The organism is Streptomyces sp. NPDC001194 (assembly GCF_042896985.1).
In the GTDB taxonomy this organism is placed as follows: Bacteria; Actinomycetota; Actinomycetes; order Streptomycetales; family Streptomycetaceae; genus Streptomyces.
On record NZ_JBIAXU010000010.1, the window covers coordinates 74,573 to 89,341 of the forward strand.

At 73.5% G+C, this 14,769-nt stretch carries 14 protein-coding genes; 2 read left to right on the forward strand and 12 right to left on the reverse strand.

Going from position 1 to position 14,769, the window contains the following annotated elements; genetic code table 11:
• Nucleotides 1-31: 31 nt before the first annotated feature.
• The 7 genes from ACFY1T_RS21080 to ACFY1T_RS21110 form a co-directional block, all read right to left on the reverse strand.
• The gene (locus ACFY1T_RS21080) at nt 32-1,033 is read right to left on the reverse strand and encodes a TIGR03842 family LLM class F420-dependent oxidoreductase (protein ID WP_390789478.1); all 1,002 of its coding nucleotides are present in this window, start codon (nt 1,031-1,033) and stop codon (nt 32-34) included.
• Between the two features lie 9 nt (nt 1,034-1,042).
• Nucleotides 1,043-2,443, reverse strand: coding sequence for a dihydropyrimidinase (gene hydA / locus ACFY1T_RS21085; RefSeq protein WP_390789479.1), 1,401 nt, complete (start codon nt 2,441-2,443; stop codon nt 1,043-1,045).
• Nucleotides 2,444-2,459: 16 nt separating this feature from the next.
• Nucleotides 2,460-3,713 (reverse strand): aspartate aminotransferase family protein, encoded by a 1,254-nt coding sequence (locus ACFY1T_RS21090; protein WP_390789577.1) that lies wholly within the window; start codon nt 3,711-3,713, stop codon nt 2,460-2,462.
• A gap of 38 nt (nt 3,714-3,751) precedes the next feature.
• Nucleotides 3,752-4,594: a nitrilase-related carbon-nitrogen hydrolase gene (locus ACFY1T_RS21095; RefSeq protein ID WP_030858274.1), complete on the reverse strand. Its 843-nt coding sequence runs from the start codon at nt 4,592-4,594 to the stop codon at nt 3,752-3,754.
• 151 nt (nt 4,595-4,745) lie between these two features.
• On the reverse strand, nt 4,746-6,293 hold the full coding sequence (locus ACFY1T_RS21100) for a hypothetical protein (RefSeq protein ID WP_390789480.1): 1,548 nt from the start codon (nt 6,291-6,293) through the stop codon (nt 4,746-4,748).
• 99 nt (nt 6,294-6,392) lie between these two features.
• Nucleotides 6,393-6,773 carry a PPOX class F420-dependent oxidoreductase gene (locus ACFY1T_RS21105; protein WP_390789481.1) on the reverse strand — a complete coding sequence of 127 codons (381 nt, stop codon included), beginning with the start codon at nt 6,771-6,773 and terminating at the stop codon, nt 6,393-6,395.
• A 290-nt stretch (nt 6,774-7,063) separates the two neighbouring features.
• Nucleotides 7,064-7,315, reverse strand: coding sequence for a helix-turn-helix domain-containing protein (locus ACFY1T_RS21110; protein ID WP_030858268.1), 252 nt, complete (start codon nt 7,313-7,315; stop codon nt 7,064-7,066).
• Nucleotides 7,316-7,379: 64 nt separating this feature from the next.
• On the opposite strand from ACFY1T_RS21110, the gene map reads away from it, so the two are divergent.
• Nucleotides 7,380-8,147, forward strand: coding sequence for a type I methionyl aminopeptidase (map, locus tag ACFY1T_RS21115; RefSeq protein ID WP_390789482.1), 768 nt, complete (start codon nt 7,380-7,382; stop codon nt 8,145-8,147).
• 57 nt (nt 8,148-8,204) lie between these two features.
• Here the strand turns inward: map and ggt are convergent, their stop codons facing one another.
• Entirely contained in the window at nt 8,205-10,019 is a 1,815-nt protein-coding gene (gene ggt, locus ACFY1T_RS21120) for a gamma-glutamyltransferase (protein ID WP_390789483.1), read from the reverse strand.
• A 121-nt stretch (nt 10,020-10,140) separates the two neighbouring features.
• Between ggt and ACFY1T_RS21125 the strand changes: the two genes are divergently transcribed.
• On the forward strand, nt 10,141-10,866 hold the full coding sequence (locus ACFY1T_RS21125) for a hypothetical protein (protein ID WP_390789484.1): 726 nt from the start codon (nt 10,141-10,143) through the stop codon (nt 10,864-10,866).
• On the opposite strand, the gene ACFY1T_RS21130 is transcribed toward ACFY1T_RS21125, so the two are convergent.
• The 4 genes from ACFY1T_RS21130 to ACFY1T_RS21145 are packed head-to-tail and all read right to left on the reverse strand — an operon-like array spanning nt 10,826 to nt 14,767.
• Nucleotides 10,826-12,097, reverse strand: a complete 1,272-nt coding sequence (locus ACFY1T_RS21130) for a cytochrome P450 (RefSeq protein ID WP_390789485.1) — start codon at nt 12,095-12,097, stop codon at nt 10,826-10,828. The genes ACFY1T_RS21125 and ACFY1T_RS21130 overlap by 41 nt on opposite strands.
• 44 nt (nt 12,098-12,141) lie before the next feature.
• Complete coding sequence (locus ACFY1T_RS21135) at nt 12,142-12,648, reverse strand: hypothetical protein (protein ID WP_390789486.1); 507 nt, start codon at nt 12,646-12,648, stop codon at nt 12,142-12,144.
• Nucleotides 12,645-14,087: an ATP-binding protein gene (locus ACFY1T_RS21140; protein ID WP_390789487.1), complete on the reverse strand. Its 1,443-nt coding sequence runs from the start codon at nt 14,085-14,087 to the stop codon at nt 12,645-12,647. The genes ACFY1T_RS21135 and ACFY1T_RS21140 overlap by 4 nt, the downstream gene beginning before the upstream one ends.
• A complete protein-coding gene (locus tag ACFY1T_RS21145; RefSeq protein ID WP_389013590.1) occupies nt 14,084-14,767 on the reverse strand; it encodes a response regulator in 684 nt (227 codons plus the stop codon). Before ACFY1T_RS21145 ends, ACFY1T_RS21140 begins: the two co-directional genes overlap by 4 nt.
• Nucleotides 14,768-14,769 lie beyond the last annotated feature (2 nt).

The following is a 14,769-nucleotide window of genomic DNA, read 5'->3' on the forward strand; positions in this document are numbered from 1 at the left end:
GCGCGCGTTCCTTCGGGTCGGTGGGACTCGGTCAGGCTCTGAGCGCCGGGATCACGTGCTGCCCGTACGCGTCGATGGTGGCCTCCTGCGCGTCGTGCATGTCGTACACGGCGAACTGGTCGACGCCCAGGTCGCGCAGGGCCCGCAGCTTCTCGATGTGCGCCTCGGGCGGGCCGAGCAGGCAGAAGCGGTCCACGATCTCGTCGGGCACGAAGTCGGCGGACGGGTTCCCGGCGCGGCCGTGGTGGCTGTAGTCGTAGCCCTCGCGGGCCTTGATGTACTCGGTGAGGGCGTCCGGCACCATGCCCGAGTGCTCCCCGTAGCGGCCGACGAGGTCGGCGACGTGGTTGCCGACCATCCCGCCGAACCAGCGGCACTGGTCGCGGGCGTGGGCCAGGTCCTCGCCCACGTACGCCGGGGCCGCGACGCAGATGGTGACCGCGTCCGGATCGCGTCCGGCCTGTTCGGCGGCCTGCCGGACGGAGCCGACCATCCACTCGGTCAGGTAGGGGTCGGCGAGCTGGAGGATGAACCCGTCCGCCTTCTCCCCGGCCAGGGCCAGCGCCTTCGGCCCGTACGCGGCCATCCAGACGGGGAGTTTCCCGTCCCGGACCCACGGGAGCCGCAGCGCGTTCCCGTCGACCTCGGCCTCCCGGCCCTCGGCGAGGTCGCGGATGACGTCGATGGCCTCTCCGAGGCGGGCCAGGGTGTTCGGTTTGCGTCCGGCGACCCGCATCGCGGAGTCGCCGCGGCCGATCCCGCACACCGTGCGGTTGCCGTACATGTCGTTGAGGGTGGCGAAGGTGGAGGCGGTGACCTCCCAGGTCCGGGTGCCGGGGTTGGTGACCATGGGCCCGATGTGCAGGCTCCGGGTGTTGGCGAGGATCTGGCTGTAGATGACGAAGGGTTCCTGCCACAGGACCGCCGAGTCGAAGGTCCAGCCGTAGCGGAAGCCGTTGCGCTCGGCGCGCTTCATGAGGCTGACGACCCGGGAGGCGGGCGGGTCGGTCTGGAGGACGAGGCCGAAGTCCATCACGGCTCCTTAGAGGTACTGGCAGGTGGAGCGGGGGATGAACACCCCGTGGCCGGCCCGGCCCGTGTACTCGCGCCGGTCGATGACGAGTTCGCCGCGGGAGAGCACGGTGTCGACGCGTCCGGTGATCCGTTTGCCCTCGTACGCCGAGTAGTCCACGTTCATGTGGTGCGTCTCGGCGGAGATGACCTGCTCGGCGTGCGGATCGTAGAGGACGATGTCGGCGTCGGAACCCGGTGCGATCGTGCCCTTCTGCGGATAGAGGCCGAACATCCGGGCCGGGCTCGCGCAGGCGATCTCGATCCAGCGGCGGCGGCTGATGTGTCCGTCCAGGACGGCCTGGTGGAGGAGGTCCATGCGGTTCTCCACCCCCGGCAGCCCGTTCGGGATCTTGGAGAAGTCCCCGCGGCCCAGTTCCTTCTGGCCGCGGAAGCAGAACGGGCAGTGGTCGGTGGAGACCACCTGGAGGTCGTTGGTCCGCAGCCCCCGCCACAGCGCCGCCTGGTGCTCGCGCGGCCTCAGCGGGGTGGAGCAGACGTACTTGGCGCCCTGGAAGTCGGGCTCTTCGAGGTTGTCGGTGGACAGGAAGAGGTACTGCGGGCAGGTCTCGCCGAACACCGGCAGGCCCTTGTCGCGGGCGGCGGCGAGCTCGGCCACCGCCTCGTCCGCCGAGACGTGGACCACGTACAGCGGGGAGCCGGCGACGCGCGCGAGCTGGATCGCCCGGTGCGTGGCCTCGGCTTCGAGGACGACCTTGCGGACCTCGCCGTGGTGGCGGGGGTCGGTCTCGCCGCGGGCCAGGGCCTGTTCGACGAGCACGTCGATGGCGATGCCGTTCTCGGCGTGCATCATGATCAGCCCGCCGTTGCCGGAGGCCCGCTGCATGGCGCGCAGGATCTGCCCGTCGTCGCTGTAGAACACCCCGGGGTAGGCCATGAACAGCTTGAAGGAGGTGACCCCCTCCCCGATCAGGTGGTCCATCTCCTTCAGGGTCCCCTCGTTGACGTCCGAGAGGATCATGTGGAAGGCGTAGTCGATGGAGCACTTGCCGTCGGCCTTGTCGTACCAGGTGTCGAGCCCCTGGCGCAGTGCCTGGCCCATGCTCTGGACGGCGAAGTCGACGATCGTGGTGGTGCCGCCCCAGGCGGCGGCCCGGGTCCCGGTCTCGAAGGTGTCCGAGGCGGCGGTCCCGCCGAACGGCAGCTCCATGTGGGTGTGGGCGTCGACCCCGCCGGGGATGACGTACTTCCCGCTCGCGTCGATCGTGCGGTCGGCCGTCCAGGCCTCGGCGGCCGCCGAGCCGTGGGCCGCGAGGGCGGCGACGCGGCCGTCCTCGACCAGTACGTCGGCGTGGACTTCGTCGGCGGCCGTGATGACGAGGCCGCCGCGGATGAGGGTGCGGATGGACATGTGCGGCGCCTCCCGGTCACGCGATGCTGTGCAGGGCCCGTTCGAGGATCTCGGCGCCCTCTTCCGCCTCGGCGACGGTGAGGGAGAGCGGCGGCGCGATGCGCAGCACGCTCGTGTCGTGTCCGCCGCCCTTGCCGAGCAGCAGGCCGCCTTCACGGGCGGCCTCCAGGACGGCGGCGGCCGCGTCCGGGTCGGCCACGTCGGTGCCGGGCTTCGTCAGCTCCAGCGCGGCCATCAGGCCCCGGCCGCGGACTTCCCGTACGGCGGGCACGGTGGCGGCGATGGCGCGCAGCCGCTCCAGGAGCAGGCCGCCGACGCGGCGGGCGTTGCCCTGGAGGTCGTGCTCCAGCAGGTACGCCAGGTTGGCGACGCCGGCCGCCATGGTGACCGGGGAGCCGCCGAAGGTGGAGATGGAGTTGGTGTCGATGCAGTTCATGATCTCGGCGCGGGCCACGACCCCGCCGACGGACATGCCGTTGCCGATGCCCTTGGCGAAGGTGAGGATGTCCGGCGGGCCGTTCTGGGCGTGGGCCTGCCAGCCCCAGAAGTTGTCGCCGGTGCGGCCCCAGCCGGTCTGCACCTCGTCGCTGATCCACAGGATGCCGTGCCGGTCGAGGACCTCGCGGAACGACCCGTACAGCCCGTCGGGCGGGGCGGTGAAGCCGCCGACGCCCTGGATCGGCTCGGCGATGAGGGCGGCGACCCCGCCGCGGGCCTGGCCGAGCACGTCCTCCAGGTCGGCGACGGCGGCCGCGGTGAAGGCGGTGTCGTCGAGGTGTGCGAAGGGGCCTCGGGTGCGGACGGCGCCGTGGACGTAGTACGTCTGCAGCGGCGAGAGGCTCGTCGGGGACCAGCCGCGGTTGCCGGTGATGGAGACGGTCGAGAAGGACCGGCCGTGGTAGCTGTTGCGCATCGCCAGGATCTGGTTGGAGCGGCGGTACGCCGTCGCCAGCAGCAGGGCGGTGTCGTTGGCCTCGGTGCCGGAGGTGGTGAAGAAGACCCGCGCCTCGGGGATGCCGGACAGCGCGGCGACCCGCTCGGCGAGCTCGATCATCGGGCGGTTGAGGTACAGCGTGGAGGAGTGGATGAGCCGGCCGGCCTGTTCGGAGACGGCCTTGGTGACCTCGGGCAGGGCGTGGGCGGTCATCGTGGTGAGGATGCCGCCGAAGAAGTCGAGGTAGCGGTTGCCGCCGGCGTCCCAGACGTGTCGGCCCTCGCCGTGCGTGAGCTCGATGGGGCGGCGGTAGTAGAGCGCGAGCCAGTCGGGCATGACGGCCTGGTGGCGGCTGTGCAGGGGAATCGGGTTGGTCACGGCTGAACGAGCCCTCCGTAGGCGTCGGGACGGCGGTCGCGGTAGAAGGCCCACTGGTCGCGGACCTCCTTGATCAGGTCGAAGTCGAGGTCCCGGACGAGGAGTTCCTCGTCCTTGCCGCTGGCCACCTCTCCGACGAACCGGCCGCGGGGGTCGACGAAGTAGCTGGTGCCGTAGAAGTCGTTGTCGCCGTACTCCTCCTGGCCGACGCGGTTGATCGCGGCGACGAAGTACTCGTTGGCGACGGCCGCGGCGGGCTGCTCCAGCTGCCAGAGGTAGGAGGACAGGCCCCGGTGGGTGGCGGAGGGGTTGTAGACCAGCTGGGCCCCGGCGAGGCCCAGGGCGCGCCAGCCCTCGGGGAAGTGGCGGTCGTAGCAGATGTAGACGCCCACCCGGCCGACGGCGGTGTCGAAGACGGGCCAGCCGAGATTGCCCGGGCGGAAGTAGTACTTCTCCCAGAAGCCCTTGACCTGGGGGATGTGGTGTTTGCGGTACTTGCCGAGGTAGCTGCCGTCGGCGTCGATGACGGCGGCGGTGTTGTAGTAGAAGCCCTCGGATTCGAGCTCGAAGACCGGTACGACGATGACCATGCCGGTCTCGCGGGCGAGCGCCTGCATCCGCTGGACGGTGGGGCCGTCGGGGACGGGTTCGGCCCAGCGGTAGTGCTCGGGTTCCTGGACCTGGCAGAAGTAGGGTGCGTTGAACACCTCTTGGAAGCCGATGATCTGTGCGCCGTCGGCGGCCGCCCGCCGGGCGTGCTCCTCGTGCTTGGTGATCATCGACTCGGTGTCTCCGGTCCAGGTGGCCTGGACGAGTGCGGCGCGGACGACTTGGGCCATGAGCTGCTCCTCGCGACGGGAACGCCGAGTTCTACGCACGTAGACGGTGTGCGTAGGGAGTAGAACGTAGGCCCCGTCACACCGTGGGGCAAGACCGCCGTGCGCGGTTGGGTGAGTCGATCAAGCTAGGGCAACGGATGATCGAATCCGCTCATTGGACGGGCGGTTTCGCAACCCGCAGGGCGTGTACGAGGTCACGGTGGTGCGCGTCGGAGAGCGCCTCGGCGGCCCGGAGGAGCCGGGGGGTGAACCACTGCGGAGCGCGGCGGGCGAGGCGGACCGCCTCCTCGGCGGTGCGTACCTTGACGAAGGCGCCGAGCAGGGCGTCGGCCTCGCGGGTCCGGCCGGACCCGGCCAGGGCCAGGGCGGCCTCGGCGATCTCGGCGGCGGGACGGGCCGCGCCCTGGCGCAGCAGCGCCTCGCAGTCGGCGTACCGGCCGGCCTCGCCGAGGGCGGCCGCGGCCGCGGCGAGCCGCTCGGGCGGGAGCGAGGCCGCCTCCCAGAGCAGCGTGGCCCAGTCGGCGGCGAGCCCGGCCCGGACCAGCTCGTCGGCCAGAGCGGGCAGCCGGCCGGCGGGCCAGGCCGCGGCCTCGCAGAGCAGCGCGTGCGCCTCGCCGCCGCGCCCCTGGGCCCGCAGCCCCAGCAACTCCCCGATCACCGAGGCGATCCCGCCGGGCCCCGGCCCGGCCGCGAGGGGCGCGGCGCCCTGCGTGCCGGGCTCGGCGGCGGCGCTCGTGTCGGGCCCGGCGGCGGCGGGCGTCTCGGGCCCGGGGCCGGCGGGCGTCTCGGGCGCCGGCGCCGGCGCCGGCGGGGCGAAGCGGGCGCGGCCGAGCGTTCCGGCGCGGGACCGGCGGAGGGACCGGGGCTCGGGGCGGGGCCCGGCGTGGTCTTCGGGGCGCGGCTCGGCATGGTCTTCGGGGCGGGGCCCGGCGTGGTCTTCGGGGCGCGGCTCGGCATGGGCGAAGCGGGCGCCGCGGGGTGCGGCGGCCGCATCCGGGTGGGCGGGCGGCGGGGTGAAGGGTGCGGGGGCCGCGGCCGCGGCCCCCGCGTACCGGGCACCGCCGGCCCGCCGCGCACCGCGCAGCCACCGGCCCTCGGCCCGCTCCACGGGCGGCTCGGTCCGCTCCTCCCCCGCCTCCCGCTGCCGCGGCACCCCGGACACCGTCCCGCCTTCCTCCACCCCGGCCCACGCCCGGGCCGGGGTCTCGGCCACGGCGGGCCCGGGCCCGGCGGACCACCCCGGCCCGGGCCCGGTGCCCAGGGCCCTGAGGCGGGACGTGAGGTCCTCGTGGCGGGAAGCCGCCCTGGCGGTGTCGTCCTGGGTCCAGGCCAGTTCGCGCGTCAGGGTTTCCGCCTCCGCCGGGTCCGGAGCAGAGTCCAGACGGGCCGCCAGCGTGCGGGCCGCCGCCTCCGACACGGAGCGCTGGTCGGCGGCGGCCGCCAGCAGGGTCCGGAGCTCCTGCGCCCCGCCCGGCAGCCGGTCCCACACCGCGACCGCCGCGGCCCGCAGCCGGGCCGCGTACTCCCTCTCCCGCGCCGCGAGTTCCGCGCCCCGGGCTCCCGCGAGGTCCCCGAGCAGCGACTCCACCACGTCCCACGGCGGCATCGCCGCGCCGTCCAGACAGGCCCGCAGGCCCTCCGGATCCCGACGCAGGAACTCCCCGTACCAGCCCGTCCCCGGATCGAGTCTCTGCGTCAACCCGCGTAAATAGCCCGAGAGTTGACCGATCGTCTGCGAAGTCGCGGTCTCCATGCCCGCATTGGATCCCACCGGTGTTACGGGCGGGCTACGGGAATCTCAAAGCTTGACGGCGATCGCGGTGTGCGGACGCTTCCCCCGCCGCACCAGGGCGGCCGGTACGTCCACGGCCCAGAACTGCCACGTGTACTTCCGCGACATCAGCTTGCGCACCCGCGCCAGCCCCGCCTCGTCCAGCAGCCGCGCCTCGCCCTCCAGCACCTGCGCCCCTTCGGCGACCCGCCCGCGTACGTCGCAGGCACTGACCGCGACCCGCCCGTTGTTGCGGATCCGCTTCACCTTCCAGGAATCGCTGCGCGTCCACACGTACAGCTCACCCCCGTCGGCGACCGCCCAGACCGGGGTCGCGACGGGGGTGCCGTCCTTGCGGAACGTGGTGAGGCTGACGTACTTGCCCTGGTTCAGCTCGTCGAGAGTCATCCCCGGAGCCTACGACGGCCCCCGGGGCGCGGCAGGCCGCGTACCCGGATCCCGGGCGGAGGCCCGCCCGTCCGGGGCCGCGCACGCGGCAAGCAGCAGACCGGCCGCGAGCAGGGCGCCGAGGAGTGCGAAACCGAGTCGTTGGGAAGCGTTCGAGGTCGACACGGATTCACGCTTGCCCGCTCCCGGCCGCCCCCATCGCCGATTGGGCCGTTCGGCCCGCCGGGCCCGCCCGAAAGAAACCGCAGGTCCGCGGCCTGGACACTCCTCAGGAGGTCACTGCCGGAGTCTCAGGCCGGCACGAAGGCGCAGCGGCGCAGCACGTCGTCCAGGGAGAGTCCGAGCGCCTCGGTGAGGGCGGCCACCGTAAAGAAGGCCGGGGTCGGCGCGCGACCGGTCTCGATCTTGCGGAGGGTTTCGGCGGACAGCCCGGCGCTCGCCGCGACCTCGACCATGCTGCGACCGCCGCGGGCTTCGCGCAGCAGCGCGCCGAGCCGCTCGCCGCGCTCGCGCTCTTCGGGGGTGAGAGGGGTACGGACCATGGCGTCATCCTACCCCCTGCCCCAATAACTATCCCGTTAAAGTTATACCGGTATAGTTATTGGCATGGTGGAACTGAAGACAGAAGAGTCGATCAACGCGATGCGCGCCCCGGGCCGGGTCGTCGCCCACGCCCTGGCCGCCGCCCGGGAGGCGGCGGCCGTCGGGGCGTCCCTGCTGGACCTGGACCGGGCGGCCCGCGCGGTACTGGCGGAGGCGGGCGCGAGCTCCCCCTTCCTCGGCTACCGGCCGCACTTCGCGCCGGTGCCCTTCCCGGGGGTCGTCTGCGCCTCGGTCAACGACGCGATCGTGCACGGCATCCCCGACGGCTACCGGCTCCGCGACGGAGACCTGGTCAGCATCGACTGCGGGGCCGAGCTGGGCGGCTGGGTCGGGGACGCGGCGGTCAGCTTCACCGTCGGCCGCCCCCGCCCCGCCGACCTGCGGCTGATCGAGACCGCCGAGGCGGCCCTCGCGGCCGGCATCGCCGCCGCGCGGCCCGGCAACCGGATCGGCGACATCGCGTACGCCATCGGCACGGTCTGCCGCACCGCCGGGTACGGGATCATGGAGGACTTCGGCGGCCACGGCGTGGGCCGCACCATGCACGAGGACCCGGGCGTGCCCAACGAGGGCCGGCCGGGGCGGGGCATGCAGCTGCGCCCCGGCATGGTCCTCGCGATCGAGCCGATGCTGATCGCGGGCGGCACCGACGAGTACCGGTGCGACGGGGACGGCTGGACCCTGCGGACCCTCGACGGCAGCCGCGCCGCGCACGTGGAGCACACGGTCGCGATCACCGCCGACGGCCCGAGGATCCTCACCGCCCCCTGAACACGCGGGAGCGGCCGGTCCCCGCGGTTCCCCCGCGGCCTCCGCCGCGGCCGTCCCCTACGGCTTCCCGTACGGGTGGACCACCATGGCCGATCCCCCGCCCCGCCGGGTCGTCTCGGCCGCGGCCAGCCAGCGCCCGTCCGGCAGCCGCTGGACCCCGGTCGCCGCCCCGATCTCCGGGTTCTGCCGGAAGCCCTGTCCCAGCGCCTCCAGTCGGCCGCGCAGCGGGCTGTTCCACAGACCGGGCTCCAGCTCGGTCGTGGTCTGGTTGCGCTGGCTGGCGCGCGGCGCCGCGATGGCGTCGACCAGCGGCAGCCCCCGGTCCAGGTGCCCGATCAGGGTCTGCAGGACGGTGGTGATGATGGTGGCCCCGCCCGGGGAGCCCACCGCGAGCACCGGGCGCCCGTGCTCCAGCACGATGGTCGGGGACATCGACGAGCGCGGCCGCTTGCCGGGGCCGGGCAGGTTCGGGTCCGGGACGCCGGGGGCCGCCGGCGCGAAGGAGAAGTCGGTCAGCTCGTTGTTGAGGAGGAACCCGCGACCCGGGACGGTGATCGCGCTGCCGCCGGTGGACTCGATGGTCAGGGTGTACGAGACGACGTTGCCCCAGCGGTCGGCGACCGTCAGGTGCGTGGTGTTCTCCCCCTCGTACGTGGTCGGGGCGGCCTGCCCGGAGCCGCCGCAGGCCACCGGGTGGCGCGGGTCGCCGGGGGCCAGCGGGCTGGTCAGCGTACGGTCCGGGGCGATCAGGCAGCCGCGCGAGTCGGCGAACCGCTGCGAGAGCAGTTCCCGCGTGGGGACGTTCTGGGCGGCCGGATCGCCGACCCAGCGGCCGCGGTCGGCGAAGGAGATACGCGAGGCCTCGATGAACCGGTGGAGGTACTGGGTCTCGGACAGCTTCGACAGGTCGGTGCGCTCCAGGATGTTGAGCGCCTCGCCGACGGTGGTGCCGCCCGAGGAGGAGGGCGCCATGCTGTACACGTCGAGGCCGCGGTAGCCCACCTCGGTCGGGGCCTGGCGCTTGGTCCCGTACGCGCGCAGGTCGCCGGTGGTCAGGTCGCCGGAGCGGACGATCCGGGTGGCGGCCGGGTCCACGGGGGGCTTGCGGACGGCCCGGACGATGTCCTCGCCGATCGGGCCCCGGTAGAGCGCCCCGGTGCCCTTGCGGCCCAGCTCGGCGTAGGTGGCGGCCAGGTCGGGGTTCTTGAAGGTGGAGCCGACGACCGGCAGGGCGCCGCCCGGCAGGAACAGCTTCGCGGTGTCCGGGAAGTCCTTGAACCGGTCCTGGTTGAGCTCGGTCTGGGCCCGGAACGTCGGGTCGACGGTGAACCCGTCACGGGCCAGCTTCTCGGCGGGCTTCAGCATCTGGCCGAGCGAGCGGGTGCCCCAGGCGTCCAGTGCGCTCTTCCAGGTGGCCGGGGTGCCGGGGACGCCGACCCCGCGGCCGCTGGTCTGGCCCTGCTCGAAGGGGATGGGGACGCCGTTCTCCTGGAACAGGGTTTCCGTCGCCGTGGCGGGCGCGGTCTCGCGGCCGTCGATGGTCTGCACCCGGCGGGACTTGGCGTCGTAGTAGACGAAGTAACCGCCTCCGCCGATGCCGGCCGAGTACGGTTCGGTCACCCCGAGCGCGGCGGCCGTCGCGACGGCGGCGTCCACGGCGTTGCCCCCGGAGCGCAGCACCGCGATGCCGGCGGCCGAGGCGTCGGCGTCGACGCTGGCGACGGCCCCTCCGTACCCGGCGGCGACCGGAACCTTGGCCGGAGTGCCGGGGCCGCCGCCGGCCGCCTGTGACGGCGGGGCCGCCGCGCCGGTGGACACCAGTGCTCCGGCGAGGGCGACGAGTGCTAACTGACGTGTGGCCGAGCGACGCATCCGAACCTCCAGTCGACGGCCTGTCACACCCCACCGGACAGGCCTGAACCCTGAACTCGGCACTGTAACTTCACCGCACCCCCCGCGTCAGGAAGACGGCGCGCGGGCTAGCATCCGGCGCATGAACGACGACGTGCGCAACATCGTGCTCGGGGTGGTGGCCACCGCGATCAGCGGCGGCTTCGGCTGGTTCTCCCGGACCTATCTGTGGCGCCGTACGCTGCGCCGCAAGCAGGCCTTCTTCGGTCTGCCCACCGGCTCCGACTGCCTGTTCGTGGTCAACCGGCAGATGGGCGGCACGGAAGGGTCGGTGCACCGCAACGACGCGTTCGCGCTGCTGGAGATATCCGCCCTGATCAAGGACTGCGGGGCCAATCTCCAGATCGTCTCCCACGACTCCGTCCGCCAGGGCTTCGGCGAGCGCGCCGAGTTCTGCGTGGGCGGGCCGGTGTCCAACGCGCGGACGGCGGCGCACCTCGCCTCCATGCTGCCGGGCGTCCGGGTCGACCTGTCGGGGGATCCGGGGCCGGACCGCGGGGCGATCCACGTCGGCGGGGAGACGTACCGCTGGGACAAGGGGCAGATCGACCACGTACTGCTGGCCCGGCTGACGGCGGGGCCGGGCAGCCGCCCGGTGTTCCTCGTCTCCGGGCAGACCGCGATCAGCAACCAGGCGGGCGCCCGCTACCTCGCGCGCCACCACAAGGACCTGGCGCGCCGCTACCGCGGGGACTCCTTCTGCGTGGTGCTGAAGGTCAACAACTCCGACGCGTACGGCCCGGACGTGGTCGACCTGCTGGCGGACGTCACCCGGCAGGCCCGGACACCCGCAGCGGCAGCCGTGTGATCCCGTTGATGAAGTTCGACACCAACCGGCGGGGCGGGCCCGCGAGTTCGGGGGCCGGCATCGCCGCGCGCCACTCCTCGTGGAGCACGCGCAGCTGGAGCCGGGCGAAGTGGGCGCCGAGGCAGACGTGCGGTCCGTCGCCGAAGGAGACGTGCGGGTTGGGGGTGCGGCCGAGGTCGAGGCGCCCGGGGTCGGTGAAGACGCGCTCGTCGTGGTTGGCGGAGGCGTGGAAGACCACCACCTTGTCGCCGGCGCGGACCGGCTGCCCGGCGAGCTCGGTGTCGACGGCGGCGGTGCGGCGGAAGCTGAGCACCGGCGGGTGGACGCGCAGGAGTTCGTCGACCGCGCGGTGCACCGGCACCCGGCCGTCGGCGAGCGCCCGGTACGCGTCCGGGTCGCGGGCCAGGGCCAGCAGGCCGCCGGGGGCCGCGCTGCGTACGGTGTCGTTGCCCGCGACGGTGAGCAGGAAGAAGAACATCTCCAGTTCGGCGGGTTCCAGCCCGGCTTCGGCGAGGGCGGTCATCACGTCGTCGCCGGGGTGCGCCCGCTTGTGGGCGGCCAGCTCGCGGGCGTAGGCGAACATCTCGCCGAGCAGGGCCGGGGAGCGCGGGTTCAGGGGCTTTCCGTCGGGGCCGAGCAGGGGCGCGGGCGCGTCCTCGGGATCCTGGTAGCCGATGATCCGTACGGTCCACTCCAGCAGCAGGCCCCGGTCGGCGGCCGGTACGCCGAGCAGGTCGGTCAGGTTGAGCAGCGCGTATTCGTCGGTGACCGCGGCGACCAGGTCGGCGGCGCCGTCCTCGGCTCCGTCCCGGGCGGCGGCCAGCAGCGTACGGGCGCGCTCGCGGACCCGGCCCGTGAAGGCGTCGACGCGGGCGGGGGTGAAGGCGCGGGAGACCAGCCGGCGCAGCCGCCCGTGGTCGCCCGCCGCGCGGCGCGGGTCCTGGTTGAGCATGGTGCGCCGCAGGAACGGCAGGTCGGCCGGGTCCGGATCGCGGATCTGGGTGGCGCCGAGCCATGAGGAGTACGTGGCGTGGTCGCGCAGCACCCGTACCACGTCGGCGTGGCGGGTGACCGCCCGGAATCCGGGCCCGGCGGGCCAGCCGGCGATCTCGGGCTCCTCCTGCCAGGCCACCGGGTGGTGGTCGCGCAGCAGCCGGTAGCTCTCGTACGGGATCCCGGCCCCGTAGATCCGGGGGTCGAACACGTCGGGCACGTACGCGGCGGGGTCCATGGGGCCACGGTGGCCGGAGCCCCCGCCCCGCCGCAAGAGGACGATCAGTCGCCGAGTTCGCAGCGGGCGGGACCGATGTCGGTGTCCGGGCCGAGCAGGACGACCCGGACCCCCGGTTCGGTGGAGGCCACCGTGCACACCAGCTGCTGGCGGGCCGTCTCGGACAGGGTGGCGACCTTGAACGGCACGCCGACCCCGATCGTGTCGTCCGAGATCATCGTCGTCCCCGCGCTGGCCCCCTGTTTCTTGATGTCCAGCACGGGCAGCCGGGTCTCCAGGCCCGCGGCCTTCTGCGCTTCGCTGGGGCCGACGAGCAGCCGCACCAGGAGCGAGGTCTGCGACACCGAGGGCTGCTCCCTGTCGGGTATCGGGAACAGCCGCCCGTCGGCCGACACGAGGTACACCGTCCCCTTGGTCCCGGGCCCGGGCACGACGACCTTCGCGGCGGCTCCGCTCTCGATGACCCCGGTGGGCTTGATCCCGCAGCCGGTGAGCAGCGCTCCTCCCAGCAGCGCGGCGACGGCGGCCGCGGCCGCCCGGGTCCGGGTCATGCGTCGGCCTCCAGGGGCATGTCGAGGGTGAACACCGCTCCCCCGGCGGCGCCGTTCGCGGCGCGCAGGGTGCCGCCGTGCAGCCGGACGTTCTCCAGGGTGATGGCGAGCCCGAGGCCGCTGCCCGCGGAACGGGTACGGGCGGCGTCGGCCTTGAAGAACCGGTCGAAGATGTGCGGCAGCACCTCGGGGGCGATGCCGGGCCCGCTGTCGGCGACCTCGATCAGCAGCCGGGGGCCGTCGGGCCGCGGCTGCGTGCGCACGCCGACGCGGACCGGGGCGCCGCCGTGCCGGAGGGCGTTGCCGACGAGGTTGGCGAGGACCACGTCGAAGCGGCGCGGGTCGAGCCGGGCGCGGACCTGCGACGGCAGGTCGGTGAGGACCCGCTCGTCGTCCCAGTGGCGGCGCTCGAGGGTCTTGCGCACCGCCTCGGCCACGTCCACGTCGTCGAGGTTGAGTTCGGCCGCACGGGCGTCGAAGCGGGATATCTCCATGAGGTCCTCGACGAGGACGGCGAGCTTTCCGGTCTCGGCGCTGACCAGCCGCAGGGCGGCGGCCGTGTCGGGATCGAGGCGCTCGGCCTCCTCGTCCAGGACCTCGGTGACGGCGAGCATGCCGGCCAGCGGGGTGCGCAGTTCGTGGGAGACGTCGGAGGCGAAGCGGCGGGCCCGGGCCTCGGCCTCGCGCAGCTCGTCCACCGACTGTTCGAGGGCGCCCGCCGTCTCGTTGAAGGTGCGGGCGAGTCCGGCGAGCTCGTCGGAGCCGCGGACCTCGATCCGGGTGTCGAAGCGGCCGCTGCCGAGCCGCTGGGCGGCGCGGCGCATGTCCCGTACGGGGCGCAGCACGCTGCGCGCGGCGAGCAGGGCGGGGACGACGGCGATGGCGAGGCCCGGGACGGCGCCGCGCTTGGCGGCTTCGACCATGGCCTCGACCGTCTTGCCCTCGGTGGTCAGGGGCATCGTCGCGAAGAGGATCAGGCCGGTGGGTTCCCGGACGTCGTGGTGGAGCCAGACGGCGGGCATGCCGACGGCGAGGTACGGTCTGCCCGCCGGATCGGTCACCCGCTGGAAGGCGCCGTGCGGATGGGCCGTCACCTGGCGGCGCAGCTCCTCGGTGACCACCGTGGAGGTGGGCGCGCTGGTGCTGGAGGCCCGCAGGGTGCCGTACTCGCCGAAGACGTTCCAGGGGTTCGGCTTGCCCTTCTTCCCCAGCTCGGTGACGATCCGCTGGAGCTGTGCCTGGTCCAGCGGGAGGTCGAGCGGCTGGGTCTCGATCTGGTCGCGCAGGGTGCTGACCGCGGTGTCCTGGCTCTGCTTGAGCACCGCGGTGCGGGCCTGCTGGTAGGTCAGCGCGGCCGTGGTCACCGCGCTGATCGCGGCGACCAGCAGGAAGGCAGCGATCAGCCGGGTGCGCAGCCCGAGCGGGGCGATGCGCCTCACAGCGGGCCGAAGCGGTAGCCGAAGCCGCGCACGGTCTGGATGTAGCGGGGGCTGCCGTCGGGGTCCTCGACCTTGGTGCGCAGGCGGCGTACGCAGGCGTCCACGAGCCGGGCGTCGGCGTGGTAGCTGTGCTCCCACACGTACTCCAGGAGCTGCTGGCGGGAGAAGACCTGCTCGGGCGAGGCGGACAGGTGGAGCAGGAGTTTGATCTCGCTGGGGGCGAGGGGGACGCGTTCGCCGTTCTTGGCGACGGCCAGCCCGGCCCGGTCGATGGCGAGCTCGCCGTGGAACTCGACCTCGGGGCGGCTGCCCGCCGGGGCGCCGAGGCGGCGGAGCACGGCCCTGATGCGGGCCTCGATGACCTCGGTGCGGGCGGGTTTGACGATGTAGTCGTCGGCGCCGGCTTCGAGGCCGACGACTATGTCGAAGTCGTCGCCGCGGGCGGTCAGCATGATGATCGGGAGCTGGCTGGTCTCGCGGATGCGGCGGCAGACCTGCACGCCGTTCATCCCGGGGAGCATGAGGTCGAGAAGGACCAGCTCCGGGAGGAAGGTTCCCATCAGCGCGAGGCCCGCCTCGCCGGTTTCGGCCGCGGCCACCTCGTGGCCTCGGCGGCGCAGGCCGAGGCCCACCCCTTCCCGGATGGAAGGGTCGTCCTCGATCAGCAGTACGCGTGGCATCC

Bases quoted from the DNA above. Each gene is read 5' to 3' on its own strand.
- map (WP_390789482.1), top strand. From the start codon at position 7,380: ATGGTGGAACTGAAGACAGAAGAGTCGATCAACGCGATGCGCGCCCCG.
- ACFY1T_RS21145 (WP_389013590.1), bottom strand. From the start codon at position 14,767: ATGCCACGCGTACTGCTGATCGAGGACGACCCTTCCATCCGGGAAGGG.
- ACFY1T_RS21090 (WP_390789577.1), bottom strand. From the start codon at position 3,713: ATGCCCGACTGGCTCGCGCTCTACTACCGCCGCCCCATCGAGCTCACG.
- ACFY1T_RS21080 (WP_390789478.1), bottom strand. From the start codon at position 1,033: ATGGACTTCGGCCTCGTCCTCCAGACCGACCCGCCCGCCTCCCGGGTC.
- ACFY1T_RS21105 (WP_390789481.1), bottom strand. From the start codon at position 6,773: ATGACTCTCGACGAGCTGAACCAGGGCAAGTACGTCAGCCTCACCACG.
- ACFY1T_RS21130 (WP_390789485.1), bottom strand. From the start codon at position 12,097: ATGGACCCCGCCGCGTACGTGCCCGACGTGTTCGACCCCCGGATCTAC.
- hydA (WP_390789479.1), bottom strand. From the start codon at position 2,443: ATGTCCATCCGCACCCTCATCCGCGGCGGCCTCGTCATCACGGCCGCC.
- ACFY1T_RS21095 (WP_030858274.1), bottom strand. From the start codon at position 4,594: ATGGCCCAAGTCGTCCGCGCCGCACTCGTCCAGGCCACCTGGACCGGA.
- ggt (WP_390789483.1), bottom strand. From the start codon at position 10,019: ATGCGTCGCTCGGCCACACGTCAGTTAGCACTCGTCGCCCTCGCCGGA.
- ACFY1T_RS21125 (WP_390789484.1), top strand. From the start codon at position 10,141: ATGAACGACGACGTGCGCAACATCGTGCTCGGGGTGGTGGCCACCGCG.
- ACFY1T_RS21110 (WP_030858268.1), bottom strand. From the start codon at position 7,315: ATGGTCCGTACCCCTCTCACCCCCGAAGAGCGCGAGCGCGGCGAGCGG.
- ACFY1T_RS21135 (WP_390789486.1), bottom strand. From the start codon at position 12,648: ATGACCCGGACCCGGGCGGCCGCGGCCGCCGTCGCCGCGCTGCTGGGA.